The organism is Curvibacter sp. PAE-UM, assembly GCF_001432305.1.
GTDB lineage: Bacteria > Pseudomonadota > Gammaproteobacteria > Burkholderiales > Burkholderiaceae_C > Hylemonella.
Genome location: NZ_KQ483358.1, coordinates 2,987,422 through 3,004,540 on the forward strand (window position 1 = coordinate 2,987,422; position 17,119 = coordinate 3,004,540).

Here is a 17,119-nt window from a genome sequence, read left to right on the forward strand (position 1 = left end):
CCCAGGGGGCCTCCCGAAAGGCGGAATGGCCATTTTGCCGACCCTCCAGGCGGCCACAAAAGATTTATAGGCACAATTCCACAATACCGCGTACAATCGCCACGTTGCTGCAACTTGCTTACCTTTGCAGCAGCTGTTGTCTGACTTGGTTCGCGGCACCTACAAGCCGCCCGCCTCACCATCTGGCCGTTCTCACCGGCCCCCGGTCGTCAAACTCCCCTTCTCTGCGGCGAGCCCTATCCCCGGTCTGTATTTCCTTCCCTGGACCGAAACCCAAAGCGGCTTGTGCCGCAACGTCCAGCCCCAGGGCTGACGGTTTTTCCTGTTTCTTGCGACGCGTACTGATACGCGCGCCTTTAGTTTTGATGATTACCACCCTAGAAAATGCATTCTCGGTGGGCAAGTACCTTGTCTCACCCCTCACCCGAACGACCGATTCGGGCCAGTACACGGCTTCCGTGTCCATCCGTAGCGGCAGCGGCCGCGGCACGTCTGACCGTGTTTACCGCTTCGTGCCCGAATTCGCCACCCGCGAAGGCGCCCTGCAGTACGCGGTGGCCGAAGGCCACAGCTGGCTGCAACAGCGCCAATGCGCGGCCTGAGCGCCCTTACACTGTCACACCCCACGAGGAATATCCCATGGCCAAGGAAGAATTGATCGAGATGGAAGGCAAGGTCGAGGAAGTGCTCCCCGATTCCCGCTTTCGCGTGACACTGGACAACGGGCACAGCCTGATCGCCTATACCGGCGGCAAGATGCGCAAGCATCACATCCGCATCCTGGCTGGCGACAAGGTGTCGCTCGAGCTCTCGCCCTATGACCTGGGCAAGGGCCGCATCACCTTCCGCCACCTCCCTCCCCGCACCGGCGGCGCACCCGCGCCGGCCCGGCGCACGTTCCGTTGACCGTCCAGCCGGACGGTCATTCCCCCTGCGTCACAAGTTGCATTGCGACCCACGGCGCTTTTTTTGAAAGGCTCACTCATGAGCAGCAAACTTTATGTCGGTAACCTCTCCTACTCGGTGCGGGACGACGATCTGCAACAGAAATTCGGCGAATTCGGCTCCGTCCAGTCCGCCAAGGTCATGATGGACCGCGACAGCGGCCGTTCCAAGGGCTTCGGCTTCGTGGAAATGTCCAGCCCGGCGGAAGCCGAAGCTGCGATCCGCGGCATGAACGGCCAGAACGTTGACGGCCGCGACATGGTCGTGAACGTCGCCCGTCCGATGGAACCCCGCACCGGTGGTGGCGGCGGCGGCTTCGGCGGCGGCGGCGGTGGCCGTCGTGAAGGCGGTGGCGGCGGTTACGGTGGTGGCGCCGGCGGCGGCCGTCCCCGTTACTGAAGTCTCGGCTTCCTCTGAAAAACCGGCCCTTGGGCCGGTTTTTTTATGCCAGCGCCCGATGCAGGCCAGGCAGGTAAGATCACGCTCCTTTATAGCGGAGTATTGGCAATGATCAGGTTCAGCGACGAACACGTGTGGGTGCGGGTGGAAGGCGATACGGGCGTGGTGGGCATCACCGTGCACGCGCAGGACACGCTGGGCGACATCGTGTTCGTGGAACTGCCGGCCGTGGGCAAGACCCTGGCCGCCAAGGACGTGGCCGGCGTGGTGGAGTCCGTCAAGGCTGCGGCCGACGTCTACGCCCCGGTCAGCGGCACGGTCACCGAAGTCAACGAGGCGCTGCGTGCCGACCCCGCCCTGGCCAACAGCGAACCGCTGGGCGCGGGCTGGTTCTACAAGCTCAAGCTGTCCCAGCCCGCCGAGCTCGACGCGCTGATGGACGAAACGGCCTACGCCAAGTTCAGCGCCTGAGCCGGGCACCGCCCCGGCGACGTGCTGTTCTGCCACGGCACTGTCTTCATACTGTCACGGTCACGCCTTAAAAACACGGGGGTGCCGGTCACACGACCGGTAAACACAACCCTCATCAAGGCAGGATCATGGCCAAAGACTACGCTTCCATGGAGGACAGCAACCGCTCCTCCAACCCCAGCATCCACGACATTTCCGACCCGACCCGGCGCACGCTGCTGCGCGGCGGCCTGGGCGCCACGCTCAGCGGCCTGCTCGCGCCGCTGGGTGGCGCAGCCGCCCTGACGGCCTGCGCCAGCACCGGCAGCGCAGGCAGCCCCCTGCTGGGTTTCAAGAGCGTGCCCATCTCGACCACCGACACCATCGTGGTGCCCGAGGGTTACACGGCGCAGGTGATCGCCCCCTGGGGCGACCCGGTGGGTCTGTCCGGCGAGAACCACGCCTTCAAGGAAGATGGCAGCAACAGTGCTGCCCAGCAGGAGACGCAGCTGGGCATGCACCATGACGGCATTCACTACTACGCGCTCAACGGCGCACAAAGCGGCATGCTCGTGATGAACCATGAGTACACCGACGAGGGCCTGCTCTTCTCCGACGGCATGAAGACCTGGACGCCCGAGAAGGTGCGCAAGGCGCAGGCCGCGCACGGCGTGAGCATCATCGAGGTGGAGCAGCGCAACGGCCAGTGGGCACTGGTGAACCCCTCGCCCTGGGCCCGCCGTATCACGGCCAGCACGCCCATGACGGTGGGCGGCCCGGCCGCCGGCCATGCCTTGATGCAGACCGCCGCCGACCCGGGCGGGCGTCGGGTGCTGGGCACCATCAACAACTGCGGCAGCGGCATCACGCCCTGGGGCACCTACCTCACCTGCGAGGAAAACTTCATCAACTACTTCAGCGGCGGCGACACGCCCAGCGAACATGAGAAACGCTGGGGCCTGAAGAAGGGCGGCGCCGGCGGCTACCGCTGGCACGAGCACGACGCGCGCTTCGACGCCACGAAGAACCCCAACGAACCCAACCGCTTCGGCTGGGTGGTGGAGATCGACCCGTCCAACCCCAGCTCCACACCCGTCAAGCGCACGGCCCTGGGCCGCGCCGCGCACGAAGGCGCCACGGTGGCCGTCACCCAGGACGGCCGCGCCGTGGTCTACATGGGAGAGGACGCGCGTTTCGAGTACATCTACAAGTTCGTCAGCCGCGACCGCATCCAGCCGGGTGGCGCACGCGCCAACGCCACGCTGCTGGACCACGGCACGCTCTACGTGGCGAAGTTCAACGCCGACGGCAGCGGCCAGTGGCTGCCGCTCACGCATGGCCAGGGCCCGCTGACCGCGGCCAACGGCTTTGCCGACCAGGGCGAGGTGCTGATCAAGAGCCGCCAGGCCAGCGACCAGCTGGGTGCCACCAAGATGGACCGCCCCGAGTGGATCGACGTGGACAAGAACGGCTGGGTCTACTGCACACTGACCAACAACAGCAACCGCGCCGTGGGCAAGAACCCGGGCCTGGACGCGACCAACCCGCGCGCCAACAACAGCATGGGCAACATCATCCGCTGGAAGGATGAGGGCGACTTCCATGGCACCACGCTGAAGTGGAACCACTTCGTGCTGGCCGGCGACCCGGCCAACACCCGTGCCGAAGCGCGCGGCAATGTGAAGGGCGATATGTTCGCCTGCCCGGACGGCCTGTGGACCGATGCGCGCGGCGTGCTCTGGATCCAGACCGACATGTCGACCTCGGCCATGGGCAAGGGTGACCTGGCGCGCCTGGGCAACAACATGATGCTGGCGGCCGACCCGGCCACGGGCGAGATCCGCCGTTTCCTGACCGGGCCGCGCGGCTGCGAGATCACTGGTGCCACGGGCACGCCCGATGGCCGCACGATGTTCATCAACATCCAGCACCCGGGTGAGAGCCCCTCGGAGCGCAGCGACCCGGCCGAGCCCGGCAAGCTCTCCAACTGGCCTTCGGGCAAGGCCGGCAGCCGTCCGCGCTCGGCCACGGTGGTGATCCGCAAGCGCGACGGTGGTCTGATCGGGACCTGAGACAGCTAGCCCGCGCCGGCTATTTCCAATAGCCCGGCGCGGGCAGCTCGTTGAAGACCTTGCGCAGCTGCTCGCCCCAGCGTTCGCGCAGCGAGGCGAAGTACGGGTCCTTGCTGTCGATCAGGGTGCGGCGCTGCACCTTGAGCGCGTCCCGCTCGTAGCACAGCAGGTCCAGCGGCAGGCCGACCGAGAGGTTGGACTTCATGGTCGAGTCCATGGAGATCAGACAGCACTTGGCCACTTCGTCCAGCGAGAGCTGGCCGCCGACGACACGGTCCAGGATGGGCTTGCCGTACTTGGACTCGCCGATCTGGAAATACGGCGTCTCGGGCGTGGCCTCGATGAAGTTGCCGGCGGAGTAGATGTTGAAGAGGCGCGGCTCCTCGCCCTTGACCTGCCCGCCGAAGATCAGGCTGACGTTGAACTCGATGCCGAAGGCCTTGAGAGATTCGGCGTCACGCGCATGCACCTTGCGCACGGCGTCGCCCACCAGCTTGGCGGCGGAGAACATATTGGGCGCCGAGGCCAGGCTCTTCTCGCCGTGGTTTTCCATCTGCACCCTCAGGCCGCTGGCCACCGACTGGCTGACGGACAGGTTGCCCGCAGTCAGCAGCACCATGACCCGTTCGCCCGGCACCTCGTAGACGTGCATCTTGCGAAAGGTGTTGATCTGGTCCACGCCGGCGTTGGTACGCGAGTCGGACAGGAAGACCAGGCCCGCATCATTGCGGACGGCGACACAGTAGGTCATGAAGGTTCACTCGTGGGATAGGGGCAGCCGCCATCTTAGCGGCCGCCCAGGCAGTCAGGCACCGGCCTCAGGCGATTTCGGGCATCAGGAAATCCCGGCTGATACGCAAGCCGATGTCGTTCACGCGGTCCAGGAACTGGGTCAGGAAGGCATGCAGGCCGGTCGCCAGGATTTCGTCGATGCGGCCGTATTGCAGCTCGGCGCGCAGCTTGCCGGCATGGCGCAGGGTTTCGCTGCCGCTGTCACTTCCCACCAGGTGCAGGTTGCTCACCACCTCGTTCATGCTGGCGTGCAGGGAACGCGGCATGTCGGGGCGCAGGATCAGCAGCTCGGCCACGCGCTCGGGGCGGATCACGTCGCGGTAGACCTTGCGGTAGATCTCGAAGCCGCTCACGCTGCGCAGGATGGCGCTCCAGTGGTAGAAGTCGTACTCCTGGTCCTTCTGCTTGCCGTTGCCGAAGAAGTCGCGCTGGGCGGCGTGGAACTTCACGTCCACCAGGCGTGCGGTATTGTCGGCGCGCTCGAGGAAGGTGCCCAGACGCATGAAGTGCAGTGACTCGTCCATCAGCATGGTGCCCACGGCGACACCGCGCGAGAGGTGGGAACGGAACTTGACCCATTCGAAGAACTGGCCAGGGTCGCGCTCGAATTCGCCGCTCTTGAGCATGCGGTTGACCGACAGCCAGGTCTGGTTCTGGGTCTCCCAGACTTCGGTGGTCAGCGTGCCGCGCACGGCGCGCGCATTCTCGCGCGCAGCACGCAGGCAGGAGATGATGGACGAAGGGTTGTCCTCGTCGCTGACCATGAACTCCATGACCCCCTTGGCCGTGACCTCGCCGTACAGCGCGGTGTAGGACGGCAGCAGTTCGCTGATGGACAGCAGGCCCTGCCAGCCGACCTGGGCCACGGCCGCCGACTGCGGCAGAAGCGAGGTCTCGTAGTTCACGTTGAGCATGCGCGCGGTATTCTCTGCACGCTCGGTGTAGCGGTTCATCCAGTAGAGGTGATCGGCGGTGCGGCTCAGCATGATGGTCTCCTCTTCAGTGCTTCAGATTTCCAGGATCCAGGTGTCCTTGGTGCCCCCGCCCTGCGAGGAGTTGACCACCAGGGACCCTTCCTTGAGCGCCACGCGCGTCAGGCCGCCCGGCACCATCTGCACCTCCTTGCCCGACAGCACAAAGGGCCGCAGGTCGATGTGGCGCGGGGCAATGCCCTGCTCGACGTAGGTGGGGCAGGTGGACAGGCTCAGCGTGGGCTGGGCGATGTAGTTGCTCGGGTTGGCTAGCACGGCCTTGCCGAAGTCCTCGATCTCGGCCTTGGTGGAGGCCGGCCCCACCAGCATGCCGTAGCCCCCGGCGCCATGCACTTCCTTGACCACCAGGTCCTTGAGGTTGGCCATCACGTACTTCAGGTCCTCGGAATTGCGGCACATATAGGTGGGCACGTTGTTGAGGATAGGCTTCTCGCCCAGGTAGAACTCGATCATCTTGGGCACATAGGGGTAGATGGACTTGTCGTCCGCCACGCCCGTGCCCACGGCATTGCAGATGGCCACGTGACCGGCGCGGTAGGCGTCCATCAGGCCCGGGCAGCCCAGGGTGGAGCTGGGCCGGAAGACCTTGGGGTCGAGGAAGTCGTCATCGACGCGGCGGTAGATCACATCCACCCGGCGCGGGCCGCGCGTGGTGCGCATGTAGACGAAGTTGTCCTTGACGAACAGGTCCTGCCCCTCGACCAGTTCCACGCCCATCTGCTGGGCCAGGAAGGCGTGCTCGAAGTAGGCGCTGTTGTACATGCCGGGCGTGAGCACCACCACCGTGGGTTCGGCCGAGGTGCCGGGGCTGGAGGCGCGCAGGGTCTCCAGCAGCAGGTCGGGGTAGTGCGCCACCGGCGCCACGCGGTGGGCGCTGAACAGCTCGGGGAACAGCCGCATCATCATCTTGCGGTCTTCGAGCATGTAGCTCACACCGCTGGGCACACGCAGGTTGTCTTCCAGCACGTAGTACTCGCCCTCGCCCTGCGCATTGGGCGCGCGCACGATGTCGACCCCGCTGATGTGCGAGTAGACCTGGTTGGGCACGTCCACGCCCATCATCTCCGGGCGGAACTGCGCGTTGTTCAGGATCTGCTCGGCCGGAACGATCCCCGCCTTGATGATCTCCTGCCCGTGGTAGACGTCGTGGATGAAACGGTTGAGCGCATTGACGCGCTGGATCAGGCCCTTTTCCATGCTGGCCCATTCACGCGCAGGGATGATGCGCGGGATCAGGTCGAAGGGGATCAGGCGCTCGGTGCCGGCGCCATCCTCGTCCTTGGCACCGTAGACCGCGAAGGTGATGCCCACGCGGCGGAAGATCATCTCGGCTTCCTCGCGCCGGGCCTTCATGAGTTCGGCGCTCTGGCGCGCCAGCCACTGGCCATAGGTACGGTAGTGCTCCCGCACCCCGGCCGCCGAGGGCAGTCCCTGTGATTGCGATTGCGAGGGGCCCTGCCCGGCGCCCTGGCTCTGGCTTTGCCCGGCGGCGGCCGGCGTGGTGTACATCTCGTCGAATTTCTGCATGGCACCTTCTCCTGTGGGAGATACAGCAATTTCCGGGCCTGGCGCGGTTCTTGCGGTCTGGAAACCAGGGCCTGCGCTGCCGCGGCGGCCCCCACCCGACCGAGCCCTCGCCATGTCCATCCACGCTGCCCTGAACCACGTCACCCATTACAAGTACGACCGCCTGGTGAACCTCGGGCCCCAGGTCATCCGCCTGCGCCCGGCCCCGCACTGCCGCAGCAAGGTGATCTCGTACTCGCTGAAGATCGAGCCGACCACCCATTTCATCAACTGGCAGCAGGACCCCTTTGCCAACTACCAGGCCCGTCTGGTCTTCCCGGACAAGACCCGCGAATTCAAGGTCACGGTCGACCTGGTGGTGGAGATGGCGGTCTACAACCCCTTCGACTTCTTCCTGGAGCCCGAGGCCGAAGAGTTCCCCTTCAGCTACAGCGCACTCACCCGCGAGGAACTGGCGCCCTACCTGGCCGCCGGGCCGCTCACGCCGCACCTGAAGGTCTACATGGCCCGGATCGACCGCACGAAGATGCGCACGATCGACTTCCTGGTCAAGCTCAACCAGCAGCTGCAGAACGACATCAAGTACCTGATCCGCATGGAACCCGGCGTGCAGACGCCCGAGCAGACCCTGGGGCTGGGCAGCGGCTCCTGCCGCGACTCGGGCTGGCTCATGGTGCAGTTGCTGCGCCATTGCGGTCTGGCCGCGCGTTTTGTCTCGGGTTACCTGATCCAGCTCAAGCCCGATGTGAAATCGCTCGACGGCCCCAGCGGCACCGAGGTCGACTTCACCGACCTGCACGCCTGGTGCGAGGTCTACCTGCCCGGCGCCGGCTGGGTCGGCCTGGACCCGACCTCGGGCCTGATGGCTGGCGAAGGCCACATCCCGCTGGCCTGCACGCCCCAGCCCTCGGGCGCGGCCCCGGTGGAAGGCGGCGTGGACGAAAGCGAGGTGGAGTTCGCCCACCGCATGCAGGTCACGCGCATCTACGAATCACCGCGGGTCACGAAACCCTATACCGACGCGCAATGGAACCAGGTCATGCAACTGGGCGAGGCCGTGGAAAGCCGACTGCAGGCCGGTGACGTGCGCCTGACCATGGGCGGCGAGCCCACCTATGTGGCCGCCAGCGACCGCGACGCACCGGAATGGAACACCGACGCCCTGGGCCCGACCAAACGGGCTTATGCCACCGAATTGGTGCACAAACTGCGCACCGAATACGGGCATGGCGGCTTCCTGCACTTCGGCCAGGGCAAGTGGTACCCGGGCGAGCAGCTGCCGCGCTGGGCCCTGTCGATCTACTGGCGCCAGGATGGCCAGCCCATCTGGAGCAAACCCGAACTGTTTGCCGACGAGCGCGTGCCCGCCGCCTACACCAGCGAGGATGCGCGCCGTTTCACCCACACCCTGGCGAAGAAGCTGGGCATGACGGACCAGCACATCCAGCCGGGCTACGAGGACGTCTTCTATTACCTATGGCGCGAGCGCAAGCTGCCGGTCAACGTGGACCCGTTTGATTCGAAGCTCGACGACGAGATGGAACGCATCCGCCTGCGCCGTGTGTTCGGGCAGAAGCTCGACGCGGTGGTGGGTTATGTGCTGCCCTTGCAGGCCAAGGACCCGGCCCTGGCCGGCCCGGCCTGGTCGACCGGCCCCTGGTTCTTCCGCGACGATCGCATGTACCTGCTGCCCGGTGACTCCCCCATGGGCTACCGCCTGCCGCTGGAATCCCTGCCCTGGGTCAGGCAAGGTGACTACCCCTACCTGATCGAGCAGGACCCCTACGCGCCGCGTTCACCGCTGCCGCAGGCTGCACAGCTGCGCACGCAGTACGCCGCACACCAACGCACCAGCGCAACGGCCCAGGGCGGCACGGCCGGCGCAACCGGCACGGGACAGACAGCTGGCGCAGGCCCCGCGGGTGCGACGCAGACCCAGGAGCCGAAGCGCTTCGAATCCGCCCACTGGATCACACGCACCGCCCTGTGCGTGGAAGCACGCGACCCCATGCGCGCCAACGGCCCCAAGGCCGAAGGCGCGCACGGCGGCAAGTCCAGCCTGCTCTACGTCTTCATGCCGCCGCTCTCAAGGCTGGAGGACTACCTGAGCCTGCTCGCTGCGGTGGAAGCCACGGCCGACGAACTGGGCATGAAGATCGTGCTGGAAGGCTACCCGCCGCCACGCGATGCGCGCCTCAAGCTGCTGCAGGTCACGCCCGACCCCGGTGTGATCGAGGTCAACATCCACCCCGCGCACAACTGGGGCGAGCTGGTGCAGCACACCGAGTTCCTCTACGACGCGGCCTTCCAGTGCCGGCTCTCGGCCGAGAAGTTCATGACCGACGGCCGCCACACCGGCACCGGCGGGGGAAACCACATGGTGCTGGGCGGCGCCACACCGGCCGACAGCCCCTTCCTGCGCCGGCCCGAGCTGCTGGCCAGCCTGCTGCTGTACTGGCACAACCACCCGTCGCTGAGTTACCTCTTCAGCGGCATGTTCATCGGCCCGACCAGCCAGGCCCCGCGCGTAGACGAGGCGCGCAACGACCAGCTGTACGAACTGGAAATCGCGCTGCGCGAGATCCAGAGCAACCGGGAAAAGTACGGGGCCGACATGCCTCCGTGGTTGGTCGATCGCACCTTGCGCAACATCCTGGTCGACATCACGGGCAACACACACCGCAGCGAGTTCTGCATCGACAAGCTCTACTCGCCCGACAGCGCCACCGGCCGCCTGGGCCTGCTGGAGCTGCGCGCCTTCGAGATGCCGCCGCACGCCCGCATGAGCGTGGTGCAACAGCTGCTGCTGCGCGCCCTGGTCGCACGCTTCTGGGATACGCCCTACCTGGCACCCGCCACGCGCTGGGGCACCGAACTCCACGACCGTTTCCTGCTGCCCACCTTCGTGCGCATGGACTTCGCCGACGTGATGAGCGAGATGCGGCAGGCCGGTTTTGCCTTCGACGATGCCTGGTTCGCCCCGCACTTCGAGTTCCGTTTCCCGCTGGTGGGCGAGGTGCAGAGCATGGGCATCGCGCTGACCCTGCGCAATGCGCTGGAGCCCTGGCACGTGATGGGCGAGGAAGGCACGTCCGGCGGCACGGCACGTTACGTCGACTCCTCGCTGGAACGCATCGAGGTGCGCGTGAACGGCCTGAACCCCAGCCGTTACACCGTCACCGTCAACGGCCGCGCCCTGCCCCTGCAGCCCACGGGCACCGTGGGCGAGTTCGTGGCCGGCGTGCGCTACAAGGCCTGGAACCCGCCGTCCTCGCTGCACCCTTCCATCGGCGTACATGCACCGCTGACCTTCGACATCGTGGACACCTGGATGAAACGTTCGATGGGCGGCTGCCAGTACCACGTAACGCATCCGGGTGGGCGCAACTACGACACCTTCCCGGTCAATTCCTACGAGGCCGAGAGCCGGCGCCTGGCGCGTTTCTTCCGCATGGGGCACAGCGATGGTGCACTCGACGTGCCGCCTGCCAACAGCGAGTTGCCTGGAAGCCGCGAATTCCCGTTCACGCTGGATTTGCGTCACTGAAAGTGCCGATATCAGGCGGGAGTGATGTAACAATACCTTCACAGTGGACCACCCCAGCACCGACCTCTTCGACACCGCCGCCCCACCCTCGCCAGCCCAGCGGGCGGCGGCCTTGGCGTCACCGGCCAGCAGCGGCCACTACGATGAATTGCGCGGCGGCCTGACGGGCCAGAAAACCGCTCCGGCCTGGACGAGTTTCTTCGAACACCTGGGCAACGAGGGCTACGCCGACCTGAACCACCGCGCCCACAGCCTGGCGCGCCAGATCCGCGACAACGGCGTGAGCTACAACGTGTACAGCGACGCCAGCGGCCCGCAGCGCCCCTGGTCGCTCGACCTGTTTCCGCTGATCGTCACACCCGAGAGCTGGTCGCAGATCGAAGCCGGCGTGCTGCAGCGCGTGCGCGTGCTGGAACATGTGATGGCCGATGTCTACGGCCCGCAGCAACTGCTCAAGGCTGGCCTGCTGCCACCCGCCCTGGTGCAGGGCCACCCGGGTTATCTGCGCCCCATGCATGGCGTGGCGCCCGTGGGCGGCACGCACCTGCACATTGCCGCCTTCGACCTGGCGCGCGGACCCGACGGCAACTGGTGGGTGATCTCGCAGCGCACGCAGGCGCCTTCGGGCCTGGGTTATCTGCTGGAGAACCGCATCTCGATCTCGCGCCAGTTCGCACCGGCCTTCGAGGGCATGCACATCCAGCGCCTGGCCGCCACCTACCGCGCGCTGATCGACGCGCTCAAGCAGATGAGCCCGGCCGGTGCCGATTCGCACATTGCGCTGCTCACGCCCGGCCCCTACAACGAAACCTATTTCGAGCACGCCTACCTCGCGCGTTACCTGGGCCTCACGCTCGTCGAGGGCAGCGACCTGACGGTGCGCGACCAGAAGCTCTACCTCAAGACCCTGCGCGGCCTGGAGCCGGTGCACGGCCTGCTCAAGCGCCTGGACGACGAGTTCCTCGATCCGCTGGAGTTGCGCCCCGACTCCACGCTGGGCGTGCCCGGCCTGCTGCAGGCCATCCGCGCCGGCAACGTGCTGGTGGCCAATGCGCCGGGCTCGGCCTTTCTCGAATCGAGCGCGCTGCTGGGTTTCCTGCCGGCCCTGGCCAGCCACTTGCTGGGGGAAGAACTGTCCCTGCCGGCCCTGCCCACCTGGTGGTGCGGCGAACGCGCGGGCATGGAGGACGTGCTGCCGCGCCTGGGCGAATGCGTGATCAAGCCGACCTACCCCGGTGCGGCCCACAGCTTCGAGGCCGTGCTCGGCCGCAACCTGAACCGCAGCGGCCTGGACGAATGGGCCGGCCGCATCCTGCGTGAAGGCGACCAGCACACGGTGCAGAGCTACCTGCCGCCCTCGCAGATGCCGACCTGGCAGGACAACACGATCGCGCCGCGTTCGGTCATGCTGCGCGTGTTTGCCGTGGCCGACGGCCCGCAGTCCTGGCGCGTGCTGCCCGGCGGCCTGGCCCGATTGGTGAATGCCAGCGCGGGCATGGCCTCCATGCAGCGCGGCGGCAGCAGCGCCGACACCTGGGTCATGACCCACGGCGAGGTGGACCGCACCACGCTGCTGGCCACCCATCACGCAACGCCCATCCTCACGCAGCGCAAGCGCCTGGTCACCAGCCGCGCCGCCGAGAACCTCTACTGGCTGGGCCGCTACACCGAGCGCACCGAAAACAATATCCGGCTGGCCCGCCTCACGCTCGACAGCCTGAACGGGCAGGACCCCTGCTCACCCGCCCTGCTGCGCTGGCTCAGCGAGCTGGCGGTGCGCAACACCCTGGTGCTGCCCGACGTTCCTACGGCCCAACAGGCGCGCCGGGTGTTCGAACGCTCGCTGATCGCCAGCCTGGGCAGCCACGACATGGCCACCAGCGTGGGCTACACCCTGCGCGCGCTCAAGCTGGCCGCTGCCGCCGTGCGCGAGCGGCTCTCGCAGGAGCAATGGAACATCATCACCCGCGCCGAAGCCGAGATGACCTCATGCTGCGCCGAGCAGGCGGCCCAGGGTGACTACTCTGCCGCGGAAGCCCTGCGTGTGCTGGAGTCGGCCAGCAGCCACCTGGCCGCCATCACCGGCGCCCAGACCGACCGCATGACACGCGACGACGGCTGGCGCCTGCTGTCCATCGGCCGCCAGATCGAACGCCTGTGTTTTCTGGCGCCGGCCTTGGCCAGCAGCTTCGAAAGTGGCGCAGTCCATGACGACGGCGGCTTCGAGGCGCTGATCGCCCTCTTCGACAGCACCATCACCTTCCACGCCCAGTACCAGCAAAGCCGCGAAGTGCCCGCCCTGCTGGACCTGCTGGTGCTGGACCGCGACAACCCGCGCTCGCTCGGCTGGGTGGTGCAGACCCTGCGTGGCCGCCTGGCCAAGCTGGCCGGTTGCCCGGCCGGCGAGATGGATGCCCTGGCCCTGCTGGTGCCCGACCCCGAGCGCTGGGACCTGCAGGCCTTGTGCCAGACGCGCGAAGACGGCATCCTGCCCCAGCTGGCCGAACTGCTGACGCAATGCAACGAGGCCGCCTGGCGTGTCTCCGACGAGATCAGCCTGCGCTACTTCACGCACACGGGCGAATCCGGGCAAAGCCTGGGGGCCTGAGCCCAAGCACTGGCCCCGGCCTGGACCAGACCATGCACCTGCGCATCACGCACGAGACCCTGTACGACTACACGCCGGCCGTCGAGACGGCGCAGCACGTGGCCTATCTGCAGCCCGTGGACACGCCGTACCAGGCCCTGCTGAGCCACCGGCTGGACGTGTCGCCGGCACCCGCTCAGTTGACGCAGACCGACGACACCTACGGCAACCGGCGCGTCTTCTTTTCACTGCAGACCCCGCACACCCAGTTGCGCGTGGTGGCGATCAGCGAAGTTCGCACGCGCGTGCCCGAAGCCGTCGACAGCCACATCAGCTGGGAAGCGCTGCGCGAACAATTTCGTTACCACGCGGACGCGGCCTGGAGCGCGGCCGCTGAATTCAGCTTTGCCTCAGCACGCGCGCCGCGGCACGAAGACTTCGCGGCTTACGCACGCCCGAGCTTCGGCCCCGGCGTATCGGCCCTGGCGGGCGCACGCGACCTGATGCGACGCATCCATACGGACTTCACGTATGAGACGGCCAGCACCGAGGTCAACACCCCGCCGCTGGAGGCGCTGGCCCAGCGCAAAGGCGTCTGCCAGGATTTCGCGCACATCATGCTGGGCTGCCTGCGCAGCATGGGCCTGGCGGCGCGTTATGTCAGCGGTTATCTGCTGACCCAGCCCGCGCCCGGCCAGCCGCGGCTGGTGGGCAGTGACGCCTCGCATGCCTGGGTGTCGATCTTCCTGCCGGATCTGCCCCGCGCCCAGGCGGGCCAGGGCTGGTACGACCTGGACCCGACCAATGACCGGCACGGCTGGGGCACACCGGGCGAAGACTACGTGACGGTGGCCACGGGCCGCGACTACGCGGACGTTTCGCCGATCCGTGGGGTCATCCACGGCGGCGGGCAGCACACCCTGGCCGTGGCCGTGACGGTGGAACCCATCGCAGAGGAACTCTAGGCCGCACCGCGCCAGCGGTGGTTGATGTAGCGCGTGGTCACGGCCTGCAGGCGCCGGCCCCCGGCCATGGCGGCCTCCAGCAGCAGCAGCATGACCAACGCCACGACGCCGCCGGCGATCAGTGCGTCCTGCGTCAGCGGCACGGTGGCGTTGTACTGGATCAGGGTCTGCTCGCGCAGGTCGGGGTCGGCGCGGAAGGCCACATGCCAGAGGCGGCCCGGCATGTGGGTCTTCAGCGCCTTGGCCTCCCCTTCGAAACGCAGCTTGCGCTGGTACATGCGCTCGATGGCGTCGCCCTCGGCCTTGAAGGCGGCCACATTGCTCTGCCGGTGCATGGCGATCAGCGCCTCGACATTGCCGCCGGTGTGCTGGTTGGCAATGATCAGAAAAGGCTGGAAGTTGATGGTGACTTCGCGCAGCGTGGCGTCCACCCGTTTGGCGTACTGGTCGGCCAGGTGGGGCAGTTGCATGCCCGCCAGCAGGCAGATGCAGGCAACGATGATCATCACATAACGCAGCAGGACCGACATGGTTTTCCTCCGGGGGCTTGTCCGGAGATTAAACCAGAGCCACCCGGCCCCAGGGCGGCGGAAACAAACGCTTGCAGTTTGGTCGGTGCTCTTCAGTTCGCCTGGGCAATCTCGCTGGCGATGCGGCGCAGCGCGTCCTCGTAAGCTGCCACGGGCTGCCCGCCCGAGATCAGGTACTGGCGATTCACGATGACGGCGGGCACCGAGCTGATGCCGGCCTGCTGCCATTGCAGCTCGTTCTCGCGCACGGCCAGGGCGTATTCGTCACTGCCCAGGATCTCGCGGGCCCGCGCCTCGTCCAGGCCGACCGTGCGGCAGGCGCGCACCAGCACCTCGGCATCGGACACGTTCTCGGCGCGGCCGTGGTAGGCGGTGAGCAGCTCCTTCTTCAGGGCGTACTGCTTGTCGAGGCCCAATTCGCCGGCCCAGTGCAGCAGGCGGTGCGCATCGAAGGTGTTCCAGATGCGCCCGCGTCCCTCGGGCTTGAAGCTGAAGCCGACCTCGGCGCCGCGCGCGCGGATGGTCTCGCGGATCTGTGCCTGCTGCTCGGGCGTGGAGCCGTACTTCTGCGTCAGGTGCTCGGTCATGTCCTGGCCCTCGGGGCCCATGGCGGGGTTGAGCTCGAAAGGCTGGAAGCTGATGTGCGCATCGACCTGGCCCAGCAGGTTCTCGAGCGCCTGTTCCAGGCCACCCAGGCCGACGGCGCACCAGGGGCAGGCAATGTCGGAGACAAAGTCGATTTTGAGGGAAGTGGTCATACCGTAATGCTAGAGCATCCGGATTATCCCTGCATCGATTTAGCCTGGCAGCTCATTGCCCATTGAGCTGCCAGCTACGTTGCCCCCCACGACAGGTGCCGTGGGCTGTCCGCATTTGCGGAACGGAGTCATGCCCGTCGCGCAGTGCTACCGCTTGTCTTGCCCGTCGTAGGGGGTGGAGCATCTGCCGTCGCCCAACTGGTTCTTGGGGCAGATATACGATCTGCGCGCCACGACCAGTCCATAACGCTTGGCAACGTCATAGTCCCCCGCCCCGAGCGTATGTCCACAGCGATAGGCTTCCCACTGCTGGCCTTTCAAATTGGGCCCCCCAGCCGCCCAGGTGCCTCCTTTGCAGTGCTGTCTTGCCAAGGCGCTTTCCAGCGTCGGTTCGTCCACAATGATCTGGTTGTCCAGGGCGCCATTGCATTCCCACTTTTTGCTTTTCGGACTCTGGCGACAGATCGCAATCGCCTCCAGCTGAACGGGGCCCCACTCAATGGGTTTCTTCTTGGGAGTGGACGAGGACGGATCGGCCAAATTGCCCTTGGTCGTGTTCGGCACCAACTTGTCATCGGTGAGCGACTGCCGTGGCGCAGTGCCACCAGCGGCGCTTCCACCGCCAGCAGCAGACGTGGCCTGTGGGTCCTTGATGCAGTAGGCCCCGCCGCCGCCCGCGGTCATCGGCGTCCCGTTGGGGTGCCGCGCCCGGCTGGATCCAGGAGGGCACGTCTCGGACCATGTTGGAATGGTGACCTGCTGTGGCTGGTACCTGGGTGTACCGGCGGCATTGGCAACACTCGGCGTATTCACCGGGTTGGCTGCTGGCCGCGGGCTGCCGGAGCTGGACCCGGTTTGTCCGTTGGGACCGGCATATCTGCGATCAGCATAGCCACCCTGGCTGTCAGTCCTTGCGCCAGCGCTTGGGGGGGCTTGCACTGAGGGCCGGGTATCGCGACTTGCAGGCAGGCTGCCCTGAGTGCCAATCCCTCGATTGTTGCGGTCGGGAATCGAACCATTGTGTATGGGTTCTCCGGCAGGTCGCACACGTTCGGGTGGGCGGATGGCGGCCGACTTCCTCTGCTCTGCTGCCTTGGTCTCCGCATCTCGACGACGTTGCTCCGCGAGCCTCTCTTCCCTCTGTTTCTGCTCTGCGGCACCTGCCTTGCTTCTTTGCTCTTCGCGCCGCTGCTCCTGGCGTCGCTGCTGCTCCTGCTGGCGCTGCTGTTCCTGACGTTGCTGCTCCTGGCGGCGCTGCTCTTGCTGACGCTGCTCCTGCTGGCGCTGCTGTTCCTGACGTTGCTGCTCCTGACGGCGCTGCTCTTGCTGACGCTGCTCCTGCTGGCGCTGCTGTTCCTGACGTTGCTGCTCCTGGCGGCGCTGCTCCTGCTGGCGCTGCTGCTCCTGACGTTGCTGTTCCTGGCGGCGCTGCTCCTGCTGGCGCTGCTGCTCCTGGCGGCGCTGCTCTTGCTGACGCTGCTCCTGCTGACGCTGTTGCTCCTGCCGTGCGCGGTCCTGGGAATATTGAGCTAGAAGAATGCGGCCATCAAACGGA

15 protein-coding genes are annotated in these 17,119 nt (G+C 66.5%); 9 read left to right on the forward strand and 6 right to left on the reverse strand.

Annotated elements, in window-relative coordinates; translation table 11 throughout:
• Positions 1–365 precede the first annotated feature (365 nt).
• The 5 genes from AO057_RS14320 to AO057_RS14340 all read left to right on the forward strand — a co-directional run bounded on the left by AO057_RS14320 (position 366) and on the right by AO057_RS14340 (position 3,866).
• Positions 366–602, forward strand: a complete 237-nt coding sequence (locus tag AO057_RS14320) for a hypothetical protein (RefSeq protein ID WP_057676587.1) — start codon at positions 366–368, stop codon at positions 600–602.
• A 37-nt stretch (positions 603–639) separates the two neighbouring features.
• The gene (gene infA / locus AO057_RS14325) at positions 640–906 is read left to right on the forward strand and encodes a translation initiation factor IF-1 (protein WP_057676588.1); all 267 of its coding nucleotides are present in this window, start codon (positions 640–642) and stop codon (positions 904–906) included.
• 78 nt (positions 907–984) lie between these two features.
• Positions 985–1,344 (forward strand): RNA recognition motif domain-containing protein, encoded by a 360-nt coding sequence (locus AO057_RS18435; protein ID WP_057676589.1) that lies wholly within the window; start codon positions 985–987, stop codon positions 1,342–1,344.
• 108 nt (positions 1,345–1,452) lie between these two features.
• On the forward strand, positions 1,453–1,815 hold the full coding sequence (gene gcvH, locus AO057_RS14335; RefSeq protein ID WP_057676590.1) for a glycine cleavage system protein GcvH: 363 nt from the start codon (positions 1,453–1,455) through the stop codon (positions 1,813–1,815).
• 128 nt (positions 1,816–1,943) lie between these two features.
• Entirely contained in the window at positions 1,944–3,866 is a 1,923-nt protein-coding gene (locus tag AO057_RS14340; RefSeq protein WP_057676591.1) for a PhoX family protein, read from the forward strand.
• Between the two features lie 19 nt (positions 3,867–3,885).
• Here AO057_RS14340 and AO057_RS14345 read toward each other — a convergent pair whose 3' ends face one another.
• From AO057_RS14345 to AO057_RS14355, 3 genes are all read right to left on the reverse strand, one after another.
• Positions 3,886–4,617 (reverse strand): proteasome-type protease, encoded by a 732-nt coding sequence (locus AO057_RS14345; protein WP_057676592.1) that lies wholly within the window; start codon positions 4,615–4,617, stop codon positions 3,886–3,888.
• Positions 4,618–4,684: 67 nt separating this feature from the next.
• Positions 4,685–5,644, reverse strand: coding sequence for an alpha-E domain-containing protein (locus tag AO057_RS14350; protein ID WP_057676593.1), 960 nt, complete (start codon positions 5,642–5,644; stop codon positions 4,685–4,687).
• A 21-nt stretch (positions 5,645–5,665) separates the two neighbouring features.
• The gene (locus tag AO057_RS14355) at positions 5,666–7,177 is read right to left on the reverse strand and encodes a circularly permuted type 2 ATP-grasp protein (protein WP_205630033.1); all 1,512 of its coding nucleotides are present in this window, start codon (positions 7,175–7,177) and stop codon (positions 5,666–5,668) included.
• Between the two features lie 112 nt (positions 7,178–7,289).
• Between AO057_RS14355 and AO057_RS14360 the strand changes: the two genes are divergently transcribed.
• The 3 genes from AO057_RS14360 to AO057_RS14370 are packed head-to-tail and all read left to right on the forward strand — an operon-like array spanning position 7,290 to position 14,276.
• The gene (locus AO057_RS14360; protein WP_057676594.1) at positions 7,290–10,724 is read left to right on the forward strand and encodes a transglutaminase family protein; all 3,435 of its coding nucleotides are present in this window, start codon (positions 7,290–7,292) and stop codon (positions 10,722–10,724) included.
• 43 nt (positions 10,725–10,767) lie between these two features.
• Complete coding sequence (locus tag AO057_RS14365; protein WP_057676595.1) at positions 10,768–13,332, forward strand: circularly permuted type 2 ATP-grasp protein; 2,565 nt, start codon at positions 10,768–10,770, stop codon at positions 13,330–13,332.
• A gap of 32 nt (positions 13,333–13,364) precedes the next feature.
• Positions 13,365–14,276 carry a transglutaminase family protein gene (locus AO057_RS14370; RefSeq protein ID WP_057676596.1) on the forward strand — a complete coding sequence of 304 codons (912 nt, stop codon included), beginning with the start codon at positions 13,365–13,367 and terminating at the stop codon, positions 14,274–14,276.
• Here the strand turns inward: AO057_RS14370 and AO057_RS14375 are convergent.
• The 3 genes from AO057_RS14375 to AO057_RS14385 all read right to left on the reverse strand — a co-directional run bounded on the left by AO057_RS14375 (position 14,273) and on the right by AO057_RS14385 (position 16,248).
• Positions 14,273–14,806, reverse strand: a complete 534-nt coding sequence (locus AO057_RS14375) for a DUF2937 family protein (protein WP_057676597.1) — start codon at positions 14,804–14,806, stop codon at positions 14,273–14,275. The two genes, AO057_RS14370 and AO057_RS14375, sit on opposite strands and share 4 nt — an antisense overlap.
• A 92-nt stretch (positions 14,807–14,898) precedes the next feature.
• Positions 14,899–15,564 carry a DsbA family oxidoreductase gene (locus AO057_RS14380; protein WP_057676598.1) on the reverse strand — a complete coding sequence of 222 codons (666 nt, stop codon included), beginning with the start codon at positions 15,562–15,564 and terminating at the stop codon, positions 14,899–14,901.
• A 147-nt stretch (positions 15,565–15,711) separates the two neighbouring features.
• Positions 15,712–16,248 carry a hypothetical protein gene (locus tag AO057_RS14385; RefSeq protein WP_057676599.1) on the reverse strand — a complete coding sequence of 179 codons (537 nt, stop codon included), beginning with the start codon at positions 16,246–16,248 and terminating at the stop codon, positions 15,712–15,714.
• 489 nt (positions 16,249–16,737) lie between these two features.
• Here AO057_RS14385 and AO057_RS14390 point away from each other — a divergent pair, with 489 nt between their 5' ends.
• Positions 16,738–17,097 (forward strand): hypothetical protein, encoded by a 360-nt coding sequence (locus AO057_RS14390; RefSeq protein ID WP_205630034.1) that lies wholly within the window; start codon positions 16,738–16,740, stop codon positions 17,095–17,097.
• Positions 17,098–17,119: the final 22 nt, after the last annotated feature.

Excerpts from the sequence above, each read along its gene's own strand:
- AO057_RS18435 (WP_057676589.1), top strand. The coding sequence starts at position 985 with ATGAGCAGCAAACTTTATGTCGGTAACCTCTCCTACTCGGTGCGGGAC.
- AO057_RS14320 (WP_057676587.1), top strand. The coding sequence starts at position 366 with ATGATTACCACCCTAGAAAATGCATTCTCGGTGGGCAAGTACCTTGTC.
- AO057_RS14360 (WP_057676594.1), top strand. The coding sequence starts at position 7,290 with ATGTCCATCCACGCTGCCCTGAACCACGTCACCCATTACAAGTACGAC.
- AO057_RS14385 (WP_057676599.1), bottom strand. The coding sequence starts at position 16,248 with ATGACCGCGGGCGGCGGCGGGGCCTACTGCATCAAGGACCCACAGGCC.
- AO057_RS14355 (WP_205630033.1), bottom strand. The coding sequence starts at position 7,177 with ATGCAGAAATTCGACGAGATGTACACCACGCCGGCCGCCGCCGGGCAA.
- AO057_RS14375 (WP_057676597.1), bottom strand. The coding sequence starts at position 14,806 with ATGTCGGTCCTGCTGCGTTATGTGATGATCATCGTTGCCTGCATCTGC.
- AO057_RS14345 (WP_057676592.1), bottom strand. The coding sequence starts at position 4,617 with ATGACCTACTGTGTCGCCGTCCGCAATGATGCGGGCCTGGTCTTCCTG.
- AO057_RS14370 (WP_057676596.1), top strand. The coding sequence starts at position 13,365 with ATGCACCTGCGCATCACGCACGAGACCCTGTACGACTACACGCCGGCC.
- AO057_RS14340 (WP_057676591.1), top strand. The coding sequence starts at position 1,944 with ATGGCCAAAGACTACGCTTCCATGGAGGACAGCAACCGCTCCTCCAAC.
- AO057_RS14380 (WP_057676598.1), bottom strand. The coding sequence starts at position 15,564 with ATGACCACTTCCCTCAAAATCGACTTTGTCTCCGACATTGCCTGCCCC.
- AO057_RS14350 (WP_057676593.1), bottom strand. The coding sequence starts at position 5,644 with ATGCTGAGCCGCACCGCCGATCACCTCTACTGGATGAACCGCTACACC.
- infA (WP_057676588.1), top strand. The coding sequence starts at position 640 with ATGGCCAAGGAAGAATTGATCGAGATGGAAGGCAAGGTCGAGGAAGTG.
- gcvH (WP_057676590.1), top strand. The coding sequence starts at position 1,453 with ATGATCAGGTTCAGCGACGAACACGTGTGGGTGCGGGTGGAAGGCGAT.